The organism is Paenibacillus flagellatus (assembly GCF_003217775.1).
GTDB classification, from domain to species: Bacteria; Bacillota; Bacilli; order Paenibacillales; family NBRC-103111; genus Paenibacillus_AB; species Paenibacillus_AB flagellatus.
On record NZ_QJVJ01000009.1, the window covers coordinates 222,922 to 246,295 of the forward strand.

The following is a 23,374-nucleotide window of genomic DNA, read 5'->3' on the forward strand; positions in this document are numbered from 1 at the left end:
CTCGCTTCATTTGGAGAGAATCGGTTCTTTGGTAAAAGGGAGGTACGCGTAAGTTTGTGATACCTGCGTGACAAAGAAATGGCGATGCAAGGATGAGCACCCTGGCATCGCCATTTCTTTATGTTTGCCTCTTTTTGATCAAGCAAGGGGACTGTCCCGTCCGTGAACAAGCTCTCTTTTGGGACAGCCGCAATAGGTTGAATCCATGTGCCGGCCGATGCTACTGGATCAGCGGAACGCCGATGGCCAGCTCGCAGCCGCCGTCGGCGTTGGCCAGCCGGACCGTGCCGCCGATGCCGGCGATGCGCTCGGTCATCGTCTGCAGGCCGAAGCCGGGCGGGCCGGTCTCGACCTTGCGGCCGTCGTTCCAAAGCGTGAACCGGAGCGAGCCGCCGTCGAGCTCGAGACGAAACCGGAACCGGCTGCACGAGCCGTGGCGGATGCCGTTCGTTAACCCTTCCTTGAGAGCATAGTACAGCACCTTTTTTTGCAGCGAGGTGAGCGGCGGGAGCGGATCGAGGTCGTACTCGATGTCGATGCCGGTATTGAGAGCCGTCTCCTCCATCAGCTTCGCCATCGACGACTCCAGATGGAACTCCGCGGCCGTATGCTTCATGATGCGGACCGCATCGCGAATGTCGTCCAAGCTTTTGCGGACGAGCTGGCCGGAGAGGTGCAGCTTCTCGAATCCCCGCACGTCGTTCCGGTCGATGAGCATTTTGGCCGCTTCCATCTGGATGATCGTCGTCGTCAGCGTGTGGCCGACATTGTCGTGGATTTCCTCGGCGATCCGGTTCCGTTCCTCCATAACCGACAGCTCCGCCAGCGTTTCGGCCGTCTCGCGGGCCGACGCCTGCAGCCGCAAGTACGACTCCTCCAGCTCCTCGGTCCGCAGCCGCACCTGCTCCTCGAGCGTCCGATTCCACAAGCTGACCTGCCGATACGTCGCCATGAACCGGTTCAGCAGGACGAGCCCGAGACAGAGGTCGAATACGAACATGCAGAGGAACAATTGATCGTAGCCCCATACGCGGGCGAGAACAGGAAACGTCTCGCGGACGAGGCCGGATACGGGCGTCGGGTAATTCATCACGATATGGAGCACGCTGACCGGCGCCACGACGTAAAAACCGAACGTCATCCAATGCCGGGACGACGAAGTATCGGATGCGTCCGTCCGCCCTTCGGCCGTGCGGGCCGCCCGGAAGCAGACGGCGATGGCCGCGGCGAGCAGGACGGGGAACAAGTACCCGAGCATGAAATCGTAAGCGGGCGCGCTTATGAACGCAACGGCCGTAAGCGCGAGGGCGAACGCGAGCGTCGCCCGCTTCACCCGGTAGAGCGAGGCCGGAGCCCGTCCCTTCAGCACGGCCCCCCAAAAGCCGATCCACGCGTACGTCCCGAACGGGAACGACAAGTCGTGGACGTACGGAAGCCAGCTCATATCCGCCGCCATATGCGACAGATGGGTCCGAATCCAGCCCGCATACGCCAGAATGAGCGAAAACGCGCCGAAGTGCAAATAAGCGGATTCTTTCCGGTAAGCGGCATAAAAACAAAACGACCCGATGCCGAGCGCCCCGAACAGCACGGTCAATACGAGCTTTAGCGCGTCCTCTTGGAGGAGGAAGGCGTATATGTCGGCGGTGCTGCCGAGCAGGAACGAGCCGGCGGGTACGGCATCGGTCGGATCGGCGTCAGCGCGGGCCCATACCGGCAGGCCCGCATCGGCCGGCTGCAGCGGGAACACGCCGCCGTCGAGCGAGGCGACCCGATGGGCGGGCTCTCTCCGCGTCTCTTCCCGGACGGCCGGACCGATGTAGAGCCGCGGATCGTGCCGCCCGCGAACGAGCAGCACCGGCGACTCCGGCAGCCGGTCCGGCAGCTCCGCTCCGAGCCAGCGATGCCCGTCCGGGTCCGGGGGCGCTTCGCCGGTCCCGCGCTCCGACACGTGCCAGCCTCCGTCGGCGGGGAACGGCGTAAGCGCCCGGCTCCGGTCGGGGAAGACCGCTCCCGGCAGCAGCGGGGCGAACACGCAGAACATAAGACCGATCACCAGCCCGGGTGCGGCGAACTTCCACCAGCTGCGCTTCATCGGTCGGCCCCTCCCCGCCTCGCGGACGAAGCGCCCGCCTGCCCGCCGATCCGCCGAGCAGGGCAGGGGCGGCGGACGGTTGCGGAAGCGGTCATGATTCTACACCCAGCAAGTCCTTCAACGTCATGACGGCCAACGTCCGGTCGTTCGTGCCGATTTTCCCGTAGATGGAGCTGACGTAATTTTTGACTGTCCCTTCGCTCATATACAGCGTGCCGGCGATTTCCCGATTCGTCCGGTTTTCGAGCATCAATCGGGCGACGGCGCTTTCCTTGTCCGACAGCTTGACGCCCTCCGTCCGGACGCGCGCCACGCCTTTCAGCGCCTGGGCGGCGGCGTTCGCGCCGGACAGGCGGGAGGCGAGCTTCGCGGCGATTCGCGACGGGAGCAGGAACTCGCCCTTGACGGCGTCGCGAATCGCCTGCGCCAGCTTCTCCCCGGGGATGTCCTTGAGCAGGAAGCCCGCGGCCCCGCCCGCGAGCGCGTCGATGATATAATCGTCGTCGTCGAAGGTCGTCAAGATCAGGATGACCGTATCCGGCAGTTCCGCCTTGATCCGCTTCGTGCACTCGATCCCGTTCATAACGGGCATGCGAATATCCATAAGCACGAGCTGCGGAGCCAGCGCTTGCGCCATCCGGAACGCTTCTTCGCCGTCCTTGGCGAGTCCTACGACGTGCATGTCGTCCTGCAATCCCAAAATCGTCAGCAAACCGTCGCGCATTAAAGTTTGATCGTCGGCAATCATGATTCGAATCAACGCACATCGTCCCCAATACCGGTCTATTCTTGGCATAAGTATAAGCCGGAACCGATGTCCCGCACAACGGCGTTCAGGCCCATTCCGGCAACGAATGACAGCTTGTGACGCAAATGGTGACGTCGTCACTTCCGAAATGGGCTAATCGGACCTGTGACGCACCGGCCCCGATTCCGATAATGGGAACGTCGGCGCAATCCGCGACCGAAACGAACGGAAGGAGAAATTTCGGCATGCCTATCGATAAAACGGTTTCCGTCCTTGGCTTTATCGCCGTGGCCGGCGGTGTGGCGAGAATCGCCATGACGCCCGCCGCGCTTATTTGGGGGACGGACAGTCCCCAGGAATTGTGGGCGGGCTTGATCGCTTGCTGGCTCATGGCCGCGGGCTCGCTCGGCCTGTTCATGGCGCAATCGTCGCGTACGGGCGTTCTCGGACTCGGCTCGGCGCTCGCGCTTGCCTTTTCCAACATGATGACCGGGTGTCTCGTCTGGTCGACGATGGTGCACGCCGATCCGGGTGCCGTCGCCGTGCTGCCGGCCGTGAACAACGCGCTCATGCTGGCCGGGCTCGTCGTCTTCGGCATCGTCAGCCTAAGGGCGGGCTTGCTGCCGCGGTGGGCGTCCGTCCTGTTCTTCGTCTGGCCGCTGATCACGTTTGTCCCCGCGCTCAGCAATTACGCCGCCGTCATGTGGGGACTGTCCTACGTCGGGCTCGGATGGCCGGTATGGCGGGGGACGAAAGAAAGACGCGCCCCGGTATGGAGCGCGTCGCATCTGATTCAGTAGTCCGTCCGGTGCGGCGACTCGCGCCACAGCTCGAACGGGTTCGGATCGGCGGAGGCCGGTTCGAGCCGGACCATTTTCAGCCGGCGTTCCCCAATCGGCTTCGGGATTTCCTCATAGAGGAGGCTGTCGTCGAAGCCGGCGGCGGAGGCGTCGTCCCGGTCGAAGCCGTAGTAGACCGTGCGGACCCTCGCCCAGTACAGGGCGGCCAGACACATCGGGCACGGCTCGCAGCTCGTATAGACGTCGCAGTCCGTGAGCCGGAAATCGCCCAGATGGCGGCACGCGTCCCGGATCGCCTGCACTTCGGCGTGGGCGGTCGGGTCGTTCGCCGACGTCACCTCGTTCACGCCCCGGCCGACGATGCGGCCGTCCTTCACGACGACGGCGCCGAACGGTCCTCCCCGGACGCCTTGCGCGTTGCCGCACGCCATGGCGATCGCTTCTTGCATGAAAGCTTCGGATTGTCGTTCCATTCTCGAATGCCCTCCTAATGATCCGCGTCTGAGGTACGGGTACGGTTGTTTCCATACTAGGATCGACCGCGCCCGAACGGCCTTATTCGGGGCTGCCCGAAAAAAAGGCCTTCTTCCGGTCGACGAAAGAAGGCTCCTTTTGCGGCTGCGAGCAAGGCGGCTACGCCTTCAGCTTGGCGAACGCGTCGCGGGGATGAAGAAACGCCGTCGGCGCGGAAGCGACCTTCCGGAACACGACGTCCCCCTTCAACACGGACGGGCCGCTCGTAAACAAGTTGCCCGGCTCCTCCCCGATTTGCCGCTTGGCGCGGCTCGCTTTGTTCGTATCGGAAGCACGTTTGGCCATCGCACTCACACCCTTTCCAGAAATAACGCCAATATGCCGAACAAAACTTGGTTCTTATGCGTGAAGTCGTCCAGCACGAGCCGCGAGTCGAACGCCCGGCGGCTTTGCTTCTCGAGGAAGCAGTGCAGGGTCACGACGTAATGCTTCGCAATCGGCACACAGATAATATATTCACGGAAGCCGAGTTTTTCGACTTCGAACAGCTCGGTTTTTCCGCTTAAATACGTTTGGGATACGTAGCTCGTCGAATCGGCCACCTGAAACGATTCCCGTCCGCCCACATTGCCCGCGCTGCCGAGCTTGACCAACCGCTCGCCGTCGGCGGTAAGCCGATACAGGGTGGCGCCCGTCACCTGGCTCAATTGCAGCTGCAGCAGATGGCTGCGGATTTCGCCGGTATGCAGCTCCTGGATGAATACCGCGAGGACGCGGGCGTAGTCCGGCGACGCATGGTCGCTGTTCTCGAGCAGCGAGACGAACAACCGGTTGGCGCTTTCGTTGATCCGGCTTGTCCTTATTATATCATGAACTTCCGGCGGATTCAGTCCGGTACGCACATAATTTTTGAGCAAAATCGACAATTGGGCCCGCAAATAGCCGAACGCGTCGTCGGCGTTCTCGAACGGCTTGACGTTGCGGGCGAAGTTGCTCGACACTTCGTCGATGAACTGCTTCAACCCGGATTCGAGCGTCGGGGAATCGTCCTGGTACAAAATCCAGATCCGGTTCAACACGACGACGAGCACCGGCTTGCGCAGGGCGACCGCATGGCGGTATTCGGCATGCGTGATGCTGATGCCCCATTCGGGCACTATGCTTCCGTAGCGTTCCCCGATGACGAGCAGATAGACGTCCGACTTCGCAATTTCGTCGAGGCAGCTGTCGACGATCGAGCCGGAGCCGGTAAAGTCGAATTCGATCGATTCGCTCGTGACCGCACGGTGGCCGAGCGCCGATTCGATTTGTCCCGCCAAATCGGCACGGACGAAATGCAAGTCGCGTATAGTCGAGCTGATGAAGACGCGAAGCAAGGCGATCCCTCCCCACAACGTTACATGTATTAGACGGACAGGGTTATTTTTCCTGCAAGCGGTTGGAAAACGGGCCGATCGTCCCGGTCCGAAGCCGGGTATAAAACGGCGGACGATACGTCATAGTAAGGACGAACGGCGTTTCAGAAAAACGAATGCATCCGCATCAGGAGGATAACGATGACCAAGACGAAGTACGATTCGAGCCTGCAATCGCAAAACCCGATCGCCCAAGCGCAAAATTCGGTCGAGAAAGCGCACCGCGCCGTCTCCCAGGCGCAATCGCATCCGACGGAGCAGACGATCGAGCAAGCGGGCAGCGCCATGGAGAAAGCCGAACGGGCGGTCGACCAAGCGGGCCTGAGCCACAATGCGGCGCCGGTGGAGCTGGCGGAAGAGATGCTGGCGGAGGAACGCCGAGAGTTGAACGCGCTTGTCTCGAGCGAGCAGGCGAATAGCGAAGCGTAACGGGGACGTAAACGAAAGCGGTCTCCGAAGCGCAAATGTCGCGGACAGCGGCCGTCGGGAAGGCTCCCGGCGGTTTTTTGCCGTGCGGATCGGACCGTGTCTTACGCTTCCGCTTCCCGGTTTCCGGGCGGTATGCGTTTCGGGGAAGGGCACGGACGAACCGGATAAATTAGGGTTGAAATTGGGAAAGTAAGCAGAACTGACGAATCTTTCCGGGAGGTGAGCCCATGCGTCGCACGAGAAGGTCCAAGCCGCCGAAGGAGCCGATCCGAGACGAGCTGTATATCGAAAGCTTGAAGAAGGTGCCGCTGGTCGGCGCTTTGGATGAGAACGAACGGCGAATCCGCGAAATCATGAGCGAAAGTTCGGATTTTGTCATCCGCGAATTCCGCATGGAGAACGGTGTCAAGGCGCTCGCCCTGTACGTGGACGGCTTGGCCAACACGCAGCTTGTCGACCGGACGGTCGGCAGCCTGATGATCCGCAAGGGCGACCGGACGCGGATCGAGGACGTGCTCGAGCGGACGCTGCCGGTATCCCAGCTGTCCGAAGCGGACAACTTCGGCGACTTGCTGCACAAGGTGCTGAGCGGCGATGCCGGCCTGCTTGTGGACGGCAACGACCGCGCGCTCGTCATGGGACTTCGGGGAGCGGAGCACCGTACAGTGGCCGAGCCGGAGACGGAGTCGGCCATCCGCGGGCCGCGGGAAGGCTTCACCGAGCTGCTGCGCACGAACACGTCGCTTCTCCGCCGGAAAATCAAGTCGCCGCGGCTCAAAATGAAGCCGCTCGTCGTCGGCAAAGAAACGAATACGGACATCGTCGTCTCCTATATCGACGGATTGGCCGATCCGGAGCTCGTGCGCGAGGTCGTCCGCCGGATCGAGGCGATCGATATCGACGGCGTTCTCGAGTCCGGATATGTGGAGGAGCTGATCCAGGACCACGGCTACTCGCCGTTTCCGCAGATCATGTATACGGAGAGGCCGGATACCGCGGCCGGCGCCCTGCTCGAAGGCCGCGTCGCGATCTTGACGGACGGAACCCCGTTCGTGCTCGTCGTACCGGTGACGTTTTGGACGTTTTTGCAGGCGAACGAGGACTACTTTGAACGGTTCCAAATCGCTTCCTTTTTACGGGTCATCCGCGCGTTCTTCATGATTATCGCCTTGACGACGCCCGCGCTGTACATCGCCGTCACGACGTTCCATCAGGAGATGCTGCCGACGACGCTGCTGCTCAGCGTGGCGGCCGCGCGCGAGGCGATTCCGTTCCCTGCGGTGATCGAGGTGCTCATTATGGAGCTGACGTTCGAGGCGCTGCGCGAGGCGGGCGTCCGGCTGCCGAAGGCGGTCGGGCAGGCGGTCAGCATCCTGGGGGCGCTCGTCGTCGGCCAGGCGGCGGTCGAGGCGGGTATCGTTTCGGCGCCTCTCGTCATCGTCGTATCGATTACCGGAATCGCTTCCTTCGCAATACCGAAATTCAACGCGGCCATCTCCGTCCGGCTGCTGCGATTTCCGCTCATGCTGCTCGCGTCCATCTTCGGGCTGTACGGCATCGTCATCGGAACGATGGTCATCATCGGCCATCTCGGCCGATTGCGCTCGTTCGGCGTACCGTACTTGTCGCCGATCAGCCCGCTGACGTTCGCCGATTTGAAGGATACGATCGTGCGGGTGCCTTGGTGGAACATGAAGCGGCGGCCGATGGCGCTCGACGTCCGCAATACGGTCCGGATCGGGGAAGCCACCGTCGAGCAGAAACGGAATATCGGGATAATGGGGGATCGGAATGAGAACGAGAAGCAGGAACAGGATCGAGAGCGGAAGGGTCAGCATGACGGAAGCCGTTCCGAGAATCGGGAGGAGCGCTCCGGCGACGACCGGAACGGGCGGGAACGGGATCCGAGGAGCGAATAGACGTCGGGTCGCACTGCTGTCGGCGGCGCTGCTGCTTCCGCTTCTGCTCGGCGGATGCTGGGACCGTACCGAGGTGAACGACATCGCCATCGTCATGGCGACCGGCGTGGACAAGGAAAAGGACGGCTATCGCATCAGCGTCATCATTCCGCTTCCGGGCAATATGGGGGGCGCGTCCGGCGGCGGCGGAGGCAGCGGGGGGCAGGCCCCCTACACGATCGATTCCGAGAAGGGGCGCACGCTGCGCGAGGCGAACGCCCGGCTGCAGTCCCGGCTGTCGCGCCGTCTGTTCTACGCCCACCGCAAAGTGCTCCTGATCGGCGAGGAGCTGGCCAAGGAAGGTTTGGTCGAGGTGATGGACATTACGGCCCGGGTCGCGGAAAACCGGCTGACGAGCTATATGGCGGTTACGAAAGGCAAGGCGTACGACGTGCTGAACGCGTCCCCCAAGCTCGAGCGGTTTTCCTCGGAAGCGATGCGAGAGCTGCTCAAGTCGGACAACACGATCCAGGTGCAGGTGAAGGACGTCGTTATCCGAATGAGCGGCGAAGGGCAGGACGCCATCCTTCCCTATGTGGAGGTCATCCGGTCGGAAGGTACGAAGAAACCGAGCGAGGAGCTGCAAATCAGCGGCTTCGCTTATACCCGCAACGGCAAAATGGTCGGCGTCGCCAAAGGCGACGAGGCGAACGGCATGCGCTGGCTGACCGAATCGTTCAATCCGTACGTGGAAACGGTCGAGATGAAGAACGGACTCGTCAGTCTGATTGTCCGACGAGGCGAATCGGCGATCCGGCCGTCCGTCGTCGGCGGCAAAATCCGGTATCGGATCCGCGCCGAAGGGGAAGCGACCATTCTCGAGGCGCAGGACGGCAACGAATACGAGCACGAGCGGAATATCGAACGGCTCGAGGAGCAGCTCGAGAAAAAGATTCGCGAGGATATGGCGGCGGCGATGCGGGTCGTCAAGACGGACCGTTCCGACTTCCCCGGATTCGGCGTCGTGCTGAAACGGACGTTTCCCGGCCGATGGCGGGACGAATGGCGGCGGGAATGGGAGACGGCGATCCGGGACGTCGAGCCGGAATACGAGGTGAACATGGTCGTCAACCGGACGGGCATGTTCTCCAAAAACGTCGGACTGAAGGAGCGGGACCATGAATGATTGGCTGTTCGGGATCTTGCTGTGGGCGGGCATCGGGCTGACGGTATTGCTGCAGTGGAAGCCGCTGCGGGAAGGCTCGGCCCCGCAACGGTGGGTCTTCTATACGATGGGCGCGCTGTGCGTCGTCATGTTCGCGCTGTATGCGGCCGGCATCGAGAGCGCCATGCCGTCCCGGTTCATCACGCAATACGTGGCGCCGTACGTCGAGATGTTCGTGAAAGGAGAAACGGGCTGATGAAGGAAAGGATCAGCGGCTATCAGCTGTTCATGCTGGCCGCCGTTCTGTACATCAACGGCGGGATGATCAGCATGTTCAAGACGTTGGCCGAAGTATCCAGGCAGGACGCTTGGTTCAATTTCATCTTCTCGATGCTCTACGCGATCCTGATCGCTTATTTGATGTACCGGCTGTCGGTCGCGTATCCGGGACGGAACCTGTTCGACATATGCGAGGAGGTTTGCGGCAGACGCTTCGGCAAGCTGCTCAACGCGCTTCTTCTCGTCTACACGCTGCACCTGCTCACCCGCGATTTGCGAATGTTCGGCGATTTTATCGGCACGGCGGTGCTGCAGCGGACGCCGACGGAGTTCATCTACCTGTCTTCGATGCTCGTCCTGATTTACTTTGCGACGGGAAGCATGGAGGAGTTCGTCCGGTCGGTCAACGTGATCTTTCCCATCTTCGTCGTCAACCTGCTGCTGCTGCCGCTGCTGCTGAGCAACGAGATCGAGTACCGCAACTTGCAGCCGTTTCTGTCCCAAGGGCCGGCGGATATCGTCAAGGCGGGGCTGCTCGGCACCGGCTGGTCGGGAGACGTTATCGTATTCGGCGCGTTCCTGAACTACTTTCGCCATGCGAAGCAGTTTTACGTCTCGCTGAAGCTTGGAATCGTCGCGTCGGCGCTCGTGCTGACCGTCCTGATGCTGCTCAGCGTATCGGTGCTCGGCACGGTCACCGTGGCAAGGGCCATGTACCCGGTCTATACGCTGACCGAGCAGATCAACATTACCGATTTTCTCGACCGGCTGGACGTCCTGCTGATCGGCTTCTGGATGCCCGCCTTCCTGATGAAAATCATTACGATCTACTTCTGCTTCCTCGCCGGGGTGTCGTCGATGCTGAAAACCGGGCACATGCGCGGCATCAACGTCATGAGCGGATGGTTCATTCTGCTGCTGACACTGCTGTCGTTCAAAAGCGTCATGGAAGTGTACCGGTTCGGCAACTACGGCAGCTTGCCCGTGACGCTGTTCGTCCACGTCATCTTCTTCGGCTGCGTCCTGACCGCATTCGCTTGGAAACGCCGCGGGAAGCGGGCCGGCGGCGACCGGGCAAGCGAAGGCTCCGGGGCATCCGAGATCGGCTGGCGGGCGGCGACCTGCATCGCGCTGGCCGCCTTGTTCGCCGGCAGCTACACCGGGCATTGGTACAAGGCGTACGGCATGGCGGGAGCGGCGGTTTATGCGGCGGCTTTCGTCGCGATCGTCGCGTTCAGCGTCGCGCAGTTCTGGAGCTGGAACCGGATCGTGCGTCCTCCCGCCGGACCTTGACGATTTCTATTGCCTCCTCTCGAAGCCGTGTGATAGATTCAGAGTGCACGGCTTACATAATTATTCAAGTGAGAGGAAGCGGATGCATGAAGAGGGGAACGTTGCCGGTCAAGGCGCTGGTATGGATGCTGATCGCCTGCATGGGCTTCGCCTTCGGGGGAGCCGTACCGGTATCGGCCGCCGACACGGGAGAGATTCCCGCCGTCGTGCAGCAAGCGGCGTCTTCGGTCGTCGCGATTATCGGAAAGCCGGGAGGAGACGACGAGGAATCGTCGAGCCGGTTTGATCTGGCGCACGGGACGGGGGTTGTCGTCCGTTCGGAAGGGTATGTCGTCACGAATGCCCATGTCGTCAAAAATATGAGCAATATCGTCGTCGTGACGTCTGACGGAAAGTCGTATCCCGGCAAAACGACGCATTTCGACGAGGAAAGCGATCTCGCGCTCGTGAAGATCGAGGCGAGCGGCCTGCGGCCGGCGACCTTCGCCTCCCCGTCGGACGTGAAAGTCGGGGAAACGGTCGTCGCCATCGGCACGCCGATCTCGTTCGCGCTCCGCAACTCGGTGACGATGGGCATTATCAGCGGCCTGGATCGCGCGGTCAATTCGAAGTACCAGCTGCTCCAGACGGACGCCGCGATCAATCCGGGCAACAGCGGGGGCGCGCTTGTCAACATGAAGGGACAAGTGGTCGGCATCAACACGATGAAGTTCGTCGATTACTCGATCGACAGTCTCGGGTTCGCCATACCGGTGGACACGGTGCAATACGTGCTGGATCATTTTTTCAAGTATGGAAAGGTCATGCGTCCGTATCTCGGGCTCGAGCTCGAGGAGAGCTGGGAGGCGGTCGTCGGCCTGCCGACGGACGAGGCGCCGCGGGTCGCCTATGTCGATCCCGATTCGCCTGCCGCCGAGGCGGGCATCCGGCAAGGGGACTCGCTCCTGAAGCTCGAAGAGTCGCCGGTGAAGACGATCGTGCAGTATAACGAGCTTTTGAAAAAATATTTGCCGAAGCAGACCGTCCGGCTGACGATGCAGTCCGGCGGCAAAACCGCGACGTACGACATCCTGCTCGGGGAAGAGGAAAGCGGAAGCGACGATTGGGTCCGTACGTCCGACGGCTCGTACATCGATTCCGATCGCGGCAAAACCCGTATCGGCGACAGTCATTTCGGCTGGTCGATGAAATACCCGGCGGGGCTGTTCAAAGCCCGGCAGTCCGAGGACGGCAAGTCCGTCACGTTCGCCGACGCGAAGGGCGAGTTCGCGCTTCAGATTTCGGTCGAGGAGGAGCAGAGCGACGATTTGTCCCCGGCCGGGCTGCTCCGCAAGGTAGCGGTCAAGTCGGGCGACCTCGTACTGGAGAAGCGATACGTCGAGCAGGAGGACGTCTCCTACGCGAAGGTGTCCGGCCAGACCGATTCCGGCTCGTACTATCAGGCGCGCGCTTATTTGAAGGACGGCACCGTCTACTATGCGATGCTGTACGTGCAGCAGAAGGAGAAGGCCTCCAACGGCTTCAAGCAAAACGCCTACCTCGATTTGCTCGACAGCTTCCGGGTGTCGTTCGACGCCGGCGACGAGACGCTCAAGGACATCTCCGTATTCAAGGAAGGCAACACGTCGTACACGAACGAATACGGCTTGACGTTCGAGCTCCCGTCGGATTGGAGCGAGAGCGAATACGCCGACGGCATGACGTATGCGAACGAAGACGATACGATGCAGGCGGACGTCTACGTCACGTCCGCTTCGTCCGGCGATACGCTCGACAAGTGGACCGAGCGCGAAGAGAAGCGATTCGCCGACAGCTTCGCGGAAGGCTACCGGAAGACGGGCGGCTGGCGCGAGCTGGAGCTGGCCGGCGGCATACCGGCCAAAGCCAACCGGTTCTACTCGACGTTCGGCGAAGAGTGGGACGTGCGGCATTCGATTTTTTTCATCAAGGACAAATACAAATACCAGATCGTCGTGACGTTCCCGCAGGATGAAGAAGGGGACGAGCTCGACCGGCTTCTGGACGATTTGACCGCCTCGATATCGGTGTCGAAGGACGATATCCATTCGGGCCTCGGCTTCATTCAGGACGAGGACGAGCTGCTCGATCCGGACCGGACGATGACGATCCGCAACGAGAAGTACCGGTACACGGTGAAGGTGCCGGAAACTTGGGAGTCGCTGTTCGGCGGTTACGGAGGCGAGGACGAGGCGGATGTGACCTATTCGTTCACGGGCGGCCTGTTCGAGATCGAGGCGGACAACCGCGGCAGTCTGGAGGATGCGGTCGAGGAGCTCGAAAAGTCGTACAAGAAGAGCAGCGAGAACGACGCCAAATTCCAATACGTCGTCACCGACGAAACGCTGTTCGGCGCGGCCGGCAAAAAATTCGAGGTGACGTACCCGAAGAAGGATGCGCCGTACCGGGAAACGGTGTACGTCTTCGCAATCAACGGCATCGTGTATACGATCACGCTCGAGCTTGACGACGCCGCGAGGACGGAAGGCAACGTAAACCGGCTGAACGAGGCGTTCCGTTCGTTCGTACCGGAATAATCGGCGAAGCGCCGGGCAGGGGGCTCCGACAAGCATGCTTGACGAGCGCCTCTGCCCGTATTCGCTTGCCGGAACCATCGAAAGCGAAGGGAGGCGCGGCAGACGTGAAATGGACGATCGAAGACGCGGAAATGACGCATACCAAGGATGACGGGTATGTGGGCAAAGTCCGGTTTACGCTTGAAGGGCATAAATCGGCTTACGAGATTACGCTGCACAGCAAGAAAGGAAACGAATGGAGCTATAGCTTGAATTTCGCCGCGGAATCCGGCATCGAGAAGGAAATCGAAGCGGCCGAGGAGCGGATCGAGGAAGACGACGAGCTGTTCGACGCGCTGGTCGAAGCGGCGAAGAGCAAGCTGTAGCGGGAAGGAGGACGGCCATGACGGCTTTTCGGGCATTGTTCGTGGACAAGGAAGGGGACCGCTGCGTCACCCGCGTGAGAACGGCGACGGAGGACGAGCTGCCGGCGGGCGGCGTGACGATCCGGGTCGCCTACTCCGGCGTCAACTACAAGGACGGTTTGGCCGTCCGGCCGGACGGCAAAATCGTGACCGCCTACCCGTTCGTGCCGGGCATCGACTTGTCCGGCACGGTCGTCCGGTCGGAGGACGGGCGGTTTCGCGAAGGCGACCGCGTTCTCGTGACCGGCTACGGGCTCGGCGTCTCGCATTACGGCGGCTATTCGGAGCTGGCGCGCGTGCCGGCCGACTGGGTCGTGCCGGTGCCGGACGGCCTCAGCCTGCGCGAAGCGATGATCGTCGGCACGGCCGGGTTCACGGCGGCGCTCTCGATCGAGCGGCTGCGCGAGCACGGCGTCCGGCCCGAGTCGGGCCCCGTCGCCGTCACGGGCGCGACCGGCGGCGTCGGCAGCGAGGCCGTGGCGCTGCTGGCCGCGCTCGGCTACGAGGTCGCCGCCGGCACCGGCAAGGCCGACGCGGCCGCGTTTCTGCGCGCGCTGGGCGCCGCCGACGTGCTCGGCCGCGACGAGATCGCCGGATCGACCGCCAAGCCGCTCCAGAAGGAGCGGTGGGCGGGGGCGGTCGATCCGGTCGGCGGCCCGGCGCTGGCCGGGCTGCTCGGCGCGGTCCGCTATGGCGGCGCGGTCGCCGTGAGCGGATTGACGGGAGGCGCCGACGTGCCGGCGACCGTCTATCCGTTCATTTTGCGCGGCGTCAGCCTGCTCGGCATCGACAGCGTCCGCTGCCCGCACGAGACGCGCGTCCGGGTATGGGGCCGGCTCGCGGACGAATGGAGGCCGGCCGGCGGCTATGAGCCGCTCGTCGCCGACGAGATCGGGCTGGACCGGCTGCCGGAAGCGCTCGCCGCGATCGTGCGGGGCGAGATGCGCGGACGAGTCGTCGTGAAAATATCGTGACTCCGGTAGGAAGTATATGGTATAATAGTCCCAAATCGCAAACCGGATACGAAGAAGCTTGCGCTCCATCTGGGCATCTGGCGCAGGTGGAGTGAGTGATGCAACCGACCCCTTTTTGTTTCGAGGCGGTCTTTTTTTTCATCCCGAGACCGGCTTTTCGGTTATGCGAAGTTTCGTAGCGAGGAGGCCATCGCATGATACATTCGACCTCAAACGCCTGGGCGACGATTCGCCAGTGGGCGGTCAAGTTCGACCGGGAGGCTGCGATCCGGACGCCGTCGAAACCGCCGGAGGGCGGGAACGGCGGCGAGACGTCGTTCGATCCGACGTTGGTGGCCATCTACGAGAAAGCCCGCATCAAGTGGGGAGCCGATGATATCGATATCCGCCTGTATACGAAGCCGAGGCCGGATAAGCCGGATAAGCCGGACAAACCGGGTGGACCGTCGCCGGTATTCGAAGCGCGCCGGCAGTACCGGGAATGGCTCCAATCGATGCCGGAAGAGCGGGACCGGCTTCTCGATGCCGTCCGGACGGCGATCGACGCTTCGCCGACCGCGATCGGCGAGGAAGGGATGAAGCGGTTCAAGAGCGAGCTGAACCAATGGATCGGCGATCAGCGGGACCGGCTTCAGGCGATGCTCGACGACGCGCCCAAAGGAATCGCCAAGAAGCTGATCCGCCGGGCCGATCTTCGTTTGGGCGAGCTGAGGGATCAGATTTGGGAGGCGATCGACCGGACGGCTTCCGCTCATGCGAAGAAGATCGAGACGGCGAACAAGACGTATGCGGACTGGGGCCAGACGCTCGACGACTCCGGCAAGCTGTGGCTGGAGCGGGTGAATGGCGAGCTGCAGCAGGACGCCGACGGAATCGTCGACGAGGAGGAGCTTGCACGGCTGGCCGCGTCGCTGACCGAGTGGATCGCCGGCCGGAAGACGGACCTGGCGGGGAAGCTCGAGGCTGCTCCGTCCGGCGTTCGCGACGCCCTTCTCGGCCAATCGGACGGACGGCTGTCGGCGCTTCGCGAGAGCGTCTGGCAGTCGGCGCTGTCGGCCGTTCAGGCGTATACGGCCGTCGCGGCGCAATTCCGCGATAAATACGGGGATTGGGACGATCGGTTGCCGGGCCGGTCTTCGCAGCTGCTCGATTCGATCAACCACAGCATTTTCGACGATTCCGACGTCATCAGCGACGCGGAGCGCAGCCAATTTCAGTCGCGGATGAACGGATGGATCGCGGAGCAGCGGACGAAGCTGGAGCAGGAGCTGGCCCAGTCGCCGGCAGGCCTTCGCCGGACGCTGCTCGCGGACGCGAACGAGCGGCTGGACGACGTCCGGGCGACGATGGACCGGTTCGTGCAGGATTCGCTTAACTTCCGGGCGGCCGGCGAGGCGAAAGCCCAGCAGTATTACGGCGGCTGGGCGGGTGGCCTGCAGCAGCGGGCGGACGCGTACCTGCAGACGATCGTCGGCGAAATTCGCCAAGACCCGGACAAGATCAGCGACGCGGAGAAGGAGCAGTACCGGCAAAAGCTGGTCGGCTGGCTCGACGGGGTGAAAACGGGATTCGCCTCCGGGCTTGCCGGCGAGCTGAACGATTCGCTGACCGGGGTCCGGCGCAAATATACGGTGCAGGCTAACGCCGCGGTCGCCGACCGGTACGATCCGCTGTGGACGTCGATCCAGGACGCGATTCACCAATGGAACGAACGGCAAACTCCTGGGAATGGCAACGGGAACGGTAATGGCAATGGGAATGGGAACGGGAACGGGAACGGAAACGGTAATGGAAACGGCAACGGCAACGGCAACGGTCCCGGAAGGAAGCCGTTTCTCTTCAGGCCGGAACGGGAGTACAAATTCGATTACGGCTTCGGCGATCGCCGCATGATGTTCAGCTTGAAGGCGTACGGCTCGGCCGCGTCCAAGTCGATGCTGTACGTGTCGGACGCCGCGGGCAACAAGCGGGAAGTGACGTTCAAGTTCGGCAGCGGCGACATGGAGAAGAAGTTCGAGGAGCTGCTTCGGGCGAACAACCTGTACGGTTCCACGCTGTCGATGGATAAGTTCGAAGAGCTCGTCGACAAGCTCAAGGATAAGCTGAAGGGCGTATCGGACATCGATCTCGACCGGTTGAAGTCGATACTGTACGGCGAAGACGAATCGCATAAGATGGAGAACGCGTTCAAGCAGCTGCTCGATCTGTTCAAGGAAATGCGGCTGTAGCGACTCGTTTGGGACCCTTTGCAGGAGGACGGAGAATGTGCCGTCCTCTTCGGCGCTTTCTATAGTCCATTTTCCCCGGATGTTGTGGTAAAATAGTACCAAAACAATCATGTAAACGTCCTGCATCCATTCGTCGGTGAGAAGGGGATAACCGTGTTATGAAATTTCATGGATTTGTCGGACCCTTATTGGCTGTTGCGGCGCCGTTGCTGCTGTTCGAAGGGTTGCGATCGTGGTCCGGCTACGACGTCCGCATGAACAGCCCGCACGGCCACTTCTACATCGTCAGCTCCGTGGCGTTTCTGTCGACGGTTATCGCGGTGCTTGTCGGCGTCGCCGGCAGCCGGCTCCGCAATATCGAGGTGAGCTTCCTGGCCCTTGCGTTCATTTCGCTCGCCGAGATGTTCACCGTTCACGGCTTCGCCACGCCGGGACTCGTCATGCATTCGACGTCGCTGCCCGGTATCGCCGCCCAATTGAGCGTGTTGTTGGCTTCGGCATGGCTGTGGCTCTCCTCGCTCTCTTCCGATCACCCGTTCGTCGCCAAGCTCTCGCGCTGGAAGAACGGGCTCGTACCGGCTTGGACGATCGCGCTTGGCTTGTTCGCGCTTGTCGGCGTGCTATTCCCGGACGTCGCCGACTTGGTGCCGTGGAATCGCAACCCGCTCCAATCGATCGTGACCGTCGTCGCCCTCGCGCTCAATCTGATAACCATGTATCGATATAACCGGTCGTACCGGTATTCCCGCTTTCCGCTGCAAGTGTCGATCGTCTACAGCTCCGCCTGGCTGTTCGCCGCCCAGCTGATCATGGTGTCGGGGGAGGTCTGGATGCTCAGCTGGTGGCTGTACCACTTCCTGCTGCTCGCCTCGATGATCGTCATGCTCGTCGGCCTCGTGCTCCAGTACGCCTCCAAAAAGTCGATCGCCGACTCGATGAAGGCGCTGTTCACGCAAGATCCGATCGAGCGGATCACGAACAGCCTGTCGCCCAGCGTGAGAGCGCTTATTCTCGCCACGGAGACGAAAGATCCGTACACCGCCGGACACAACTTCCGGGTAACGATGTACGCGCTCCGGCTGGCCGAGGAGCTGCAGCTGGCGCCGGAGCTGCTCCGGGCGTTGGCGCAAGGGGCGATCGTGCACGACGTAGGCAAAATTAACGTCCCTGACGCGATTCTGAACAAGCCCGGCAGGCTGACCGACGAGGAGCGCAAGGTGATTGAGCAGCATCCCGTCAAAGGCTACGAGCTGTGCCGGAGCCTCGGCTTCATGAAAGAAGAGCTGGACATCATTCGTTCCCACCACGAGCGATGGAACGGAACGGGCTACCCCGACCGTCTGCAAGGCGAACGCATTCCGCTGCTTGCCCGCATCGTGGCGGTAGCCGACGTCTATGACGCGTTGACCTCGAACCGGTCCTACCGGCAGGCGCGGACGCACGCGGAGGCGATCGCCTTCCTGAACGACCAGAAGGGAGCGCACTTCGACCCGGCGTGCGTGGACGCTTGGACCGCTCTATGCGAGCGCGATCCGCAAGCCTACCAATATCCCGCTACGATGATTCAGGAAGGCATCTCGCTTCCGGGCCGTACGCCTCCCACCGGCGCGGCCGTTTGAACCGAACCCGCCCGGGCGCTCGATCGTCTACATCTGTAGGAGCAACGTTCGGCAGGGGATGTCGGCATGCCGGGCGACCCGAGGTGGGAGGGACATCATGAGAGACAAGAGAACCGGATCGTCGCGCAACAAATGGCTGCTGTCGGCGGCCGCCGTGCTGGGCGCGCTTCTGATCGGCACGGCGAGCTATGCGGGCTTCCTGTACCAGAAGGCCGATTCGACGCTGGAGCGAATATCCGTGGCCGGGCCGTCCTCGTCCGACGAAACGGGCGGGAAGACGGAGACGGTGCAGGCGAAGCCGATTACGTTTCTGCTCGCGGGAGTGGATCATCGCGACGGAAGCGGCGGCTCGATGAACACCGACGTGCTGATGCTCGTCGCCTGGAATCCGCAAGCCCGCGAGGCGACGCTTCTCTCGCTGCCGCGCGATCTCGAGCTGAAGCCGAAGTCGCTTTCTTCGCAAAAAGCGAATTATTATTACGCTTACTTTTACAATAAAGACAAAGAAACGGCGATCGCGGAGACGAAGACGTTTTTCGGCGATCTGCTGCAGCTGCCGATCGATTACATGGCCGTCATCGACTTCGACGGCTTCCGGCAGTGGGTCGACCAGCTGGGCGGCTTGGAGATCGACGTCGATATGGATATGCGGTATACGGACGAAGAGGACGGGACGCGGATCGATTTGAAGAAAGGGCTGCAGAAGCTGAACGGGAAACAGACGCTCGACTTCGTACGCTACCGCAAGTCGAACGACGGCACGGCCGAATCGTCCGATCTGGAGCGGAACGCGAGGCAGCAGCAGGTGCTCGGCAAGCTGCTCGACAAGATGACATCGCTTGGCGGCATCGCGCAATGGAGCGGGCTGCTCGATACGATCGGGCGCAGCGTGCGGACCGACGTTCCGGCGGACCGTCTTCGCGAGTGGGCGCTGCAGGCGGGGAAGCTGAAGCCCGAGAAGTTCGAGCTCATTCCGCTCGAAGGCCGATGGGACAGTCCGTACATCGTGCCGAAGGAAGACGACCTCGCCGGCGCACTCGCGAAGCTGCGCGCGACGGTCGGCCTTACCGGCGGCGTCAACGGCCGATTGTCCGACCGAATCGGGCTCGATCGCGCCGATTCGTCCACCGTCACCGGCTCCACGTACCGGTAAGCCCCATACGAAAAGCCGAGGTCCGGAAGCCGGCCTCGGCTTTTTTCACTGCGCGCCGGCCTTCTCCCGGCTACCCCTCGTTCCGGTACCACGGATTCAAGTGGATCAGCACTTCGTCCACTTCTTGATGCCGGTCCATAATCGCCGTCTTGATCGTACGGGAGATGTCGTGCCCTTCCTGAATCGTCATCTCCCCCGGGATACTGACGCGCAAGTCGACGAGAATGTAGTGCCCGTGCTCCCGGGCGCGGATCCGGTCGATTCGCTTCACTTCGGGAATGCCCCGGATGAGCGTCACGTATTCGCTCAGCTTCTCGCTGCTCACGTTTTTCTCCATCAGGATGTCGATCGCTTCCTGTCCCATATGCCAAGCGAGCTTGAGCACGAGCAAGGAGACGATGATTCCCGCGGCCGGATCCCCGTAAGACAGCCAGCCGATGCCGTAGTGCTCGCCGATCCAAGCGAGTCCGATGCCCGCGACGGCCGCGGCGGAGGCGTAGACGTCCGCCAGATGGTCGTAGGCGGTCGCGAGAAGTCCCTTGCTGTTCGATTCGCGTCCGACCCGCAGCGTGTAGACGTAAAGCGCCTGCTTCCAGACGAGAGACAGCACCGCCGCACCGAACGCGATCAAGCTCGCTTGAGCCGGCTCCTCGAAGAAGCCGAGCACCGCATGATACCCGATGTACAAGGCGGCCAACGCCAAAATGATCGAGACGATGCCGGAGCCGAGCACTTCCGCTTTCCCGTGACCGTAGGGGTGATCGTCGTCGGCCGGCCGCTTCGAAATGCGCATCGAGCTCAAGGCCGCGGCGGTGGCGATGACGTCCCCCGCGTTATGGACGCCGTCAGCCAAAAGCACTTGGCTTCGGAATACGAGACCGACCGCGATTTTGATAATCGTAAGCATAATATTGCTGATCAAGCTTACCCAAGCCGCCAACATGGAGGCGTTGTTTTCCCGCGCCACAAATGATTACCCCCTGCAGAAGTTTTTCCTCCGGGAAACAAAAATCCTTGACCGCTTCCGGCCAAGGATTTCGAATGTATACGTATGAAGGACAATTCCCGAACGATTCATGTCGACCACCACGCTTTTCCAAACTCCCAGCATTATACCATACTTTTCGAAGGAGTCCAATAACCGGCGGGCCGGTTGTTCAAAACGGATCGCGAAACCGGCGATGCTCCCGGCTTCTCGCCTGTTTTTTCGACGCGAATGCGATGCCTCCGACGGACACGACGATGAGCAAACCGCTCTCGACGGACGAAATGTACCCGTCGTTCGCCCACATGAACGCCAAAAATAATAAAATCCACATGGTGACATAAATATACTCGTAGAGCAATCTTGGCATCGTTATCATCCCCGAACTCGTTCTGCTTGATGCACGGTACCATCCATTATATGCGAGGTCGACTTCATTGTAGCATGCGCCGAAGCCGAGAGCCAAACCGCAATTCGAACGTAGAATGGGGGTGCATCCCCGAGCAATCGGGAAGAACAATGTAAGAAAACGCCGTCCGGCGCCGATGATCTTCGTATTTGCAACGACAACCCGAGATACGGCCGCACAAGTTTCTTTGATCTTATTTGACGTTCGTTTATAATGGAGGAGAATCCATCTTTTTTTCAAACCAAAGGAGGTGTACCTGTCCGTCTTGCGTAAAGGCGGGTAGGGGATTATTTGGACAGTGACCCTGGGCCGATAATATTGAATTTGAGCATTGCGTTCATTTTGGTGCTGTTGAACGGATTTTTCGTCGCGGCGGAGTTTGCGTTCGTCAAAGTGAGAAGCAGCCGGATCGACGCCTTGGCGTTGGAAGGCAACTTGAAAGCGAAATTCGCGAGCCGCGTGCTGGGCAACATGAATGCCTACTTGTCCGCGTGCCAGCTCGGCATTACGCTGACGTCTCTTGCGCTCGGCTGGCTCGGAGAGCCGACGATCGCGAGAATGATCGAGCCGCTGCTCAGCAAAGCCCACATGCCCGAAAGCGTCATTCATATTATTGCCTTTTTGATCGGTTTTACGATCGTGACCGCCTTTCATATTACCGTCGGCGAACAGGTGCCGAAAACGTACGCGATCCGCAAATCCGAGGAAGTGACGCTATGGACCGCCGGTCCGCTCGTCGTCTTCCACAAGCTGATGTTTCCGCTGATCTGGTGCTTGAACTCCGCGTCCAACTGGATGCTGCGCAAGTCGGGCATCGAGCCCGAAGCCGAGCATGAAGCGGTGCATACCGAGGAGGAAATCCGGCTTCTCGTGAAGGAAAGCCACAAGAGCGGGTATATCGACAACACGGAGCTGACGCTCGTCGACAACGTATTCGAATTTACGGAAACGGTGGCGCGGGAGATCATGATTCCGCGTACGGAGCTGGCCTGCTTGTATGTGGAGAAGTCGTTCGAGGAAAACTTGGACATCGCCACGACGGAGATGCGTACGCGATATCCGGTATGCGACCCGGACAAAGACAACATCATCGGATTCGTGCATATCAAAGACTTGCTGAAAGCCCGCAACGGGCTTGATGATATAAGAAAGATCGTAAGGCCGCTGATGAGCATCCCGGAATCAATGCCGATCAGCACGCTGCTGAAGCTGATGCAGAAGCGGCGGACGGAGGTCGCCCTGCTGATCGACGAGTACGGCGGCACGTCCGGACTCGTGACGATGGAGGACATCTTGGAGGAGCTGGTCGGGGAAATCCACGACGAGTTCGACCAAGAGCGGCCGAGCATCGAGAAACGGGACGACCGGACGCATTCCGTGGACGGATTGCTCCATATCGACGAGTTCAACGACTTTTTCGGACTCGAGATCGAGACGGACGATTACGACACCATCGGCGGCTGGGTATACTCGCAGGTGGAGACGCCGCCGAAGCGGCATCAGAAAGTGATCTATGAAGGCTACGAGCTTATCGTGGACGAAGTGGACCATATGCGGGTGTCCCGCATTCTCGTCCGCCAGACGGCCGCGGAGAAAAACGGCGCCTTGTCGGACGTGTCGTAAACGGAATCGAAGAGCTGAAACGATGAGCGGAAGCGTTGGTGCGGCCGCTCATTTTTTTTATCGCGTTTTCTTGACTGAATGATCCGGAATGGATACAATAAAGCTCGGAAGGAGGTGCGAACGAATGGGGAGAAGCAAGGAATTCGATACGACCGCCGTGCTGCATAAAGCGATGGAAATATTCGGGCACTACGGGTACGAAGGCACATCGTTGCAAAATCTGCTCGACGGACTGGGCATCGCCCGCCAAAGCCTGTACGATACGTATGGAACGAAGCGCGATCTGTTCTTCTCCGCGGTCAAGCATTACGTCACCGGGAAAACGTCGGCGGTGCTCGCCCATCTGGAGCGGCCGGGACCGGTGAAGGAAGCGGTGGCGGGCATTTTCCGGGAGGGGGTCGCGGTCCTCAAGGACGAGCGGCGGCGCAAAGAATGCTTCATCATGCACAGCGCCATCGATCAAGTCCCTCACGATCCGGAGATCGCGGCGTTTTTCCGCGATGATATGGCGCGGCTGGAGAAAGCGTTCCATGACGCGCTGGTTCGCGCACGGGAGCGGGGGGAATTGGGGGGACGACGCGAGCATGCGGATCTCGTCGCGCTGGCCCGCTATTTGAACCATGCGAGGTATTCGCTGACGCAGGCGGCCAAGCTGACGACCGACCCGGAAGTATTGGATCACATCGCCGACGTGACGATTTCCGTGCTGGACCCATAATGAAGCGGTCGTGCGACGCTTCGTTCTATTTTTGTCCATTTTAGATCGATTGGTCCGGAAAAACGCCATTTTACGCACGGGTGATGAACCTATTTTTTTATCTATTTCGG

At 61.1% G+C, this 23,374-nt stretch carries 21 protein-coding genes and 1 riboswitch; of the genes, 14 read left to right on the forward strand and 7 right to left on the reverse strand.

The features are described from left to right. Positions 1-220: 220 nt before the first annotated feature. Together DLM86_RS20605 and DLM86_RS20610 are read right to left on the reverse strand one after the other, a co-directional pair. Positions 221-2,095 carry a sensor histidine kinase gene (locus tag DLM86_RS20605; RefSeq protein ID WP_110841943.1) on the reverse strand — a complete coding sequence of 625 codons (1,875 nt, stop codon included), beginning with the start codon at positions 2,093-2,095 and terminating at the stop codon, positions 221-223. Positions 2,096-2,186: 91 nt separating this feature from the next. Further along, positions 2,187-2,855 (reverse strand): response regulator transcription factor, encoded by a 669-nt coding sequence (locus DLM86_RS20610; protein WP_245954761.1) that lies wholly within the window; start codon positions 2,853-2,855, stop codon positions 2,187-2,189. 233 nt (positions 2,856-3,088) lie between these two features. On the opposite strand from DLM86_RS20610, the gene DLM86_RS20615 reads away from it, so the two are divergent. Next, positions 3,089-3,643 carry a hypothetical protein gene (locus DLM86_RS20615; RefSeq protein WP_110841945.1) on the forward strand — a complete coding sequence of 185 codons (555 nt, stop codon included), beginning with the start codon at positions 3,089-3,091 and terminating at the stop codon, positions 3,641-3,643. Here the strand turns inward: DLM86_RS20615 and DLM86_RS20620 are convergent. From DLM86_RS20620 to DLM86_RS20630, 3 genes are all read right to left on the reverse strand, one after another. Next, positions 3,637-4,116 (reverse strand): nucleoside deaminase, encoded by a 480-nt coding sequence (locus tag DLM86_RS20620; protein WP_110841946.1) that lies wholly within the window; start codon positions 4,114-4,116, stop codon positions 3,637-3,639. The genes DLM86_RS20615 and DLM86_RS20620 overlap by 7 nt on opposite strands. Positions 4,117-4,276: 160 nt before the next feature. Continuing rightward, positions 4,277-4,462: a hypothetical protein gene (locus tag DLM86_RS20625; RefSeq protein ID WP_110841947.1), complete on the reverse strand. Its 186-nt coding sequence runs from the start codon at positions 4,460-4,462 to the stop codon at positions 4,277-4,279. A gap of 5 nt (positions 4,463-4,467) precedes the next feature. Further along, positions 4,468-5,493 carry a DUF4062 domain-containing protein gene (locus DLM86_RS20630; protein WP_158289590.1) on the reverse strand — a complete coding sequence of 342 codons (1,026 nt, stop codon included), beginning with the start codon at positions 5,491-5,493 and terminating at the stop codon, positions 4,468-4,470. Between the two features lie 180 nt (positions 5,494-5,673). Between DLM86_RS20630 and DLM86_RS20635 the strand changes: the two genes are divergently transcribed. The 11 genes from DLM86_RS20635 (at position 5,674) to DLM86_RS20685 (ending at position 19,529) form a co-directional block, all read left to right on the forward strand. Next, on the forward strand, positions 5,674-5,961 hold the full coding sequence (locus tag DLM86_RS20635; protein WP_110841949.1) for a hypothetical protein: 288 nt from the start codon (positions 5,674-5,676) through the stop codon (positions 5,959-5,961). Positions 5,962-6,188: 227 nt separating this feature from the next. Further along, complete coding sequence (locus DLM86_RS20640) at positions 6,189-7,880, forward strand: spore germination protein (protein ID WP_110841950.1); 1,692 nt, start codon at positions 6,189-6,191, stop codon at positions 7,878-7,880. Beyond that, positions 7,798-9,045 carry a Ger(x)C family spore germination protein gene (locus DLM86_RS20645; protein WP_158289591.1) on the forward strand — a complete coding sequence of 416 codons (1,248 nt, stop codon included), beginning with the start codon at positions 7,798-7,800 and terminating at the stop codon, positions 9,043-9,045. Before DLM86_RS20640 ends, DLM86_RS20645 begins: the two co-directional genes overlap by 83 nt. After that, positions 9,038-9,280 carry a hypothetical protein gene (locus DLM86_RS20650; RefSeq protein WP_110841952.1) on the forward strand — a complete coding sequence of 81 codons (243 nt, stop codon included), beginning with the start codon at positions 9,038-9,040 and terminating at the stop codon, positions 9,278-9,280. The genes DLM86_RS20645 and DLM86_RS20650 overlap by 8 nt, the downstream gene beginning before the upstream one ends. Then, positions 9,280-10,596 (forward strand): GerAB/ArcD/ProY family transporter, encoded by a 1,317-nt coding sequence (locus tag DLM86_RS20655; RefSeq protein WP_110841953.1) that lies wholly within the window; start codon positions 9,280-9,282, stop codon positions 10,594-10,596. Before DLM86_RS20650 ends, DLM86_RS20655 begins: the two co-directional genes overlap by 1 nt. Before the next feature lie 86 nt (positions 10,597-10,682). Further along, the gene (locus DLM86_RS20660) at positions 10,683-13,151 is read left to right on the forward strand and encodes a S1C family serine protease (RefSeq protein ID WP_110841954.1); all 2,469 of its coding nucleotides are present in this window, start codon (positions 10,683-10,685) and stop codon (positions 13,149-13,151) included. Between the two features lie 104 nt (positions 13,152-13,255). Next, entirely contained in the window at positions 13,256-13,516 is a 261-nt protein-coding gene (locus DLM86_RS20665; protein ID WP_245954764.1) for a hypothetical protein, read from the forward strand. Positions 13,517-13,533: 17 nt separating this feature from the next. Further along, complete coding sequence (locus DLM86_RS20670) at positions 13,534-14,529, forward strand: acrylyl-CoA reductase family protein (protein WP_110841955.1); 996 nt, start codon at positions 13,534-13,536, stop codon at positions 14,527-14,529. Positions 14,530-14,564: 35 nt separating this feature from the next. Next, positions 14,565-14,648, forward strand: a riboswitch (cyclic di-GMP riboswitch). A gap of 75 nt (positions 14,649-14,723) precedes the next feature. Beyond that, positions 14,724-16,757 carry a hypothetical protein gene (locus tag DLM86_RS20675; RefSeq protein WP_110841956.1) on the forward strand — a complete coding sequence of 678 codons (2,034 nt, stop codon included), beginning with the start codon at positions 14,724-14,726 and terminating at the stop codon, positions 16,755-16,757. Positions 16,758-16,915: 158 nt separating this feature from the next. Continuing rightward, positions 16,916-18,376 (forward strand): HD-GYP domain-containing protein, encoded by a 1,461-nt coding sequence (locus DLM86_RS20680; protein WP_110841957.1) that lies wholly within the window; start codon positions 16,916-16,918, stop codon positions 18,374-18,376. A gap of 97 nt (positions 18,377-18,473) precedes the next feature. Further along, positions 18,474-19,529 carry an LCP family protein gene (locus tag DLM86_RS20685; RefSeq protein WP_110841958.1) on the forward strand — a complete coding sequence of 352 codons (1,056 nt, stop codon included), beginning with the start codon at positions 18,474-18,476 and terminating at the stop codon, positions 19,527-19,529. 70 nt (positions 19,530-19,599) lie between these two features. Here DLM86_RS20685 and DLM86_RS20690 read toward each other — a convergent pair whose 3' ends face one another. Both DLM86_RS20690 and DLM86_RS20695 read right to left on the reverse strand, forming a co-directional pair. Then, a complete protein-coding gene (locus DLM86_RS20690) occupies positions 19,600-20,496 on the reverse strand; it encodes a cation diffusion facilitator family transporter (protein ID WP_245954766.1) in 897 nt (298 codons plus the stop codon). Positions 20,497-20,686: 190 nt separating this feature from the next. Further along, positions 20,687-20,884, reverse strand: coding sequence for a hypothetical protein (locus DLM86_RS20695; RefSeq protein WP_146250265.1), 198 nt, complete (start codon positions 20,882-20,884; stop codon positions 20,687-20,689). Between the two features lie 354 nt (positions 20,885-21,238). On the opposite strand from DLM86_RS20695, the gene DLM86_RS20700 reads away from it, so the two are divergent. Both DLM86_RS20700 and DLM86_RS20705 read left to right on the forward strand, forming a co-directional pair. Then, positions 21,239-22,546 carry a hemolysin family protein gene (locus DLM86_RS20700; RefSeq protein ID WP_245954788.1) on the forward strand — a complete coding sequence of 436 codons (1,308 nt, stop codon included), beginning with the start codon at positions 21,239-21,241 and terminating at the stop codon, positions 22,544-22,546. 124 nt (positions 22,547-22,670) lie between these two features. Then, positions 22,671-23,264 carry a TetR/AcrR family transcriptional regulator gene (locus DLM86_RS20705; RefSeq protein ID WP_110841961.1) on the forward strand — a complete coding sequence of 198 codons (594 nt, stop codon included), beginning with the start codon at positions 22,671-22,673 and terminating at the stop codon, positions 23,262-23,264. Positions 23,265-23,374 lie beyond the last annotated feature (110 nt).

What these genes read in the sequence shown, in the direction of transcription:
- DLM86_RS20605 (WP_110841943.1), bottom strand. Translation starts at nt 2,095, where the DNA reads ATGAAGCGCAGCTGGTGGAAGTTCGCCGCACCCGGGCTGGTGATCGGT.
- DLM86_RS20615 (WP_110841945.1), top strand. Translation starts at nt 3,089, where the DNA reads ATGCCTATCGATAAAACGGTTTCCGTCCTTGGCTTTATCGCCGTGGCC.
- DLM86_RS20620 (WP_110841946.1), bottom strand. Translation starts at nt 4,116, where the DNA reads ATGGAACGACAATCCGAAGCTTTCATGCAAGAAGCGATCGCCATGGCG.
- DLM86_RS20625 (WP_110841947.1), bottom strand. Translation starts at nt 4,462, where the DNA reads ATGGCCAAACGTGCTTCCGATACGAACAAAGCGAGCCGCGCCAAGCGG.
- DLM86_RS20635 (WP_110841949.1), top strand. Translation starts at nt 5,674, where the DNA reads ATGACCAAGACGAAGTACGATTCGAGCCTGCAATCGCAAAACCCGATC.
- DLM86_RS20640 (WP_110841950.1), top strand. Translation starts at nt 6,189, where the DNA reads ATGCGTCGCACGAGAAGGTCCAAGCCGCCGAAGGAGCCGATCCGAGAC.
- DLM86_RS20645 (WP_158289591.1), top strand. Translation starts at nt 7,798, where the DNA reads ATGACGGAAGCCGTTCCGAGAATCGGGAGGAGCGCTCCGGCGACGACC.
- DLM86_RS20650 (WP_110841952.1), top strand. Translation starts at nt 9,038, where the DNA reads ATGAATGATTGGCTGTTCGGGATCTTGCTGTGGGCGGGCATCGGGCTG.
- DLM86_RS20655 (WP_110841953.1), top strand. Translation starts at nt 9,280, where the DNA reads ATGAAGGAAAGGATCAGCGGCTATCAGCTGTTCATGCTGGCCGCCGTT.
- DLM86_RS20660 (WP_110841954.1), top strand. Translation starts at nt 10,683, where the DNA reads ATGAAGAGGGGAACGTTGCCGGTCAAGGCGCTGGTATGGATGCTGATC.
- DLM86_RS20670 (WP_110841955.1), top strand. Translation starts at nt 13,534, where the DNA reads ATGACGGCTTTTCGGGCATTGTTCGTGGACAAGGAAGGGGACCGCTGC.
- DLM86_RS20675 (WP_110841956.1), top strand. Translation starts at nt 14,724, where the DNA reads ATGATACATTCGACCTCAAACGCCTGGGCGACGATTCGCCAGTGGGCG.
- DLM86_RS20680 (WP_110841957.1), top strand. Translation starts at nt 16,916, where the DNA reads ATGAAATTTCATGGATTTGTCGGACCCTTATTGGCTGTTGCGGCGCCG.
- DLM86_RS20685 (WP_110841958.1), top strand. Translation starts at nt 18,474, where the DNA reads ATGAGAGACAAGAGAACCGGATCGTCGCGCAACAAATGGCTGCTGTCG.
- DLM86_RS20695 (WP_146250265.1), bottom strand. Translation starts at nt 20,884, where the DNA reads ATGCCAAGATTGCTCTACGAGTATATTTATGTCACCATGTGGATTTTA.
- DLM86_RS20705 (WP_110841961.1), top strand. Translation starts at nt 22,671, where the DNA reads ATGGGGAGAAGCAAGGAATTCGATACGACCGCCGTGCTGCATAAAGCG.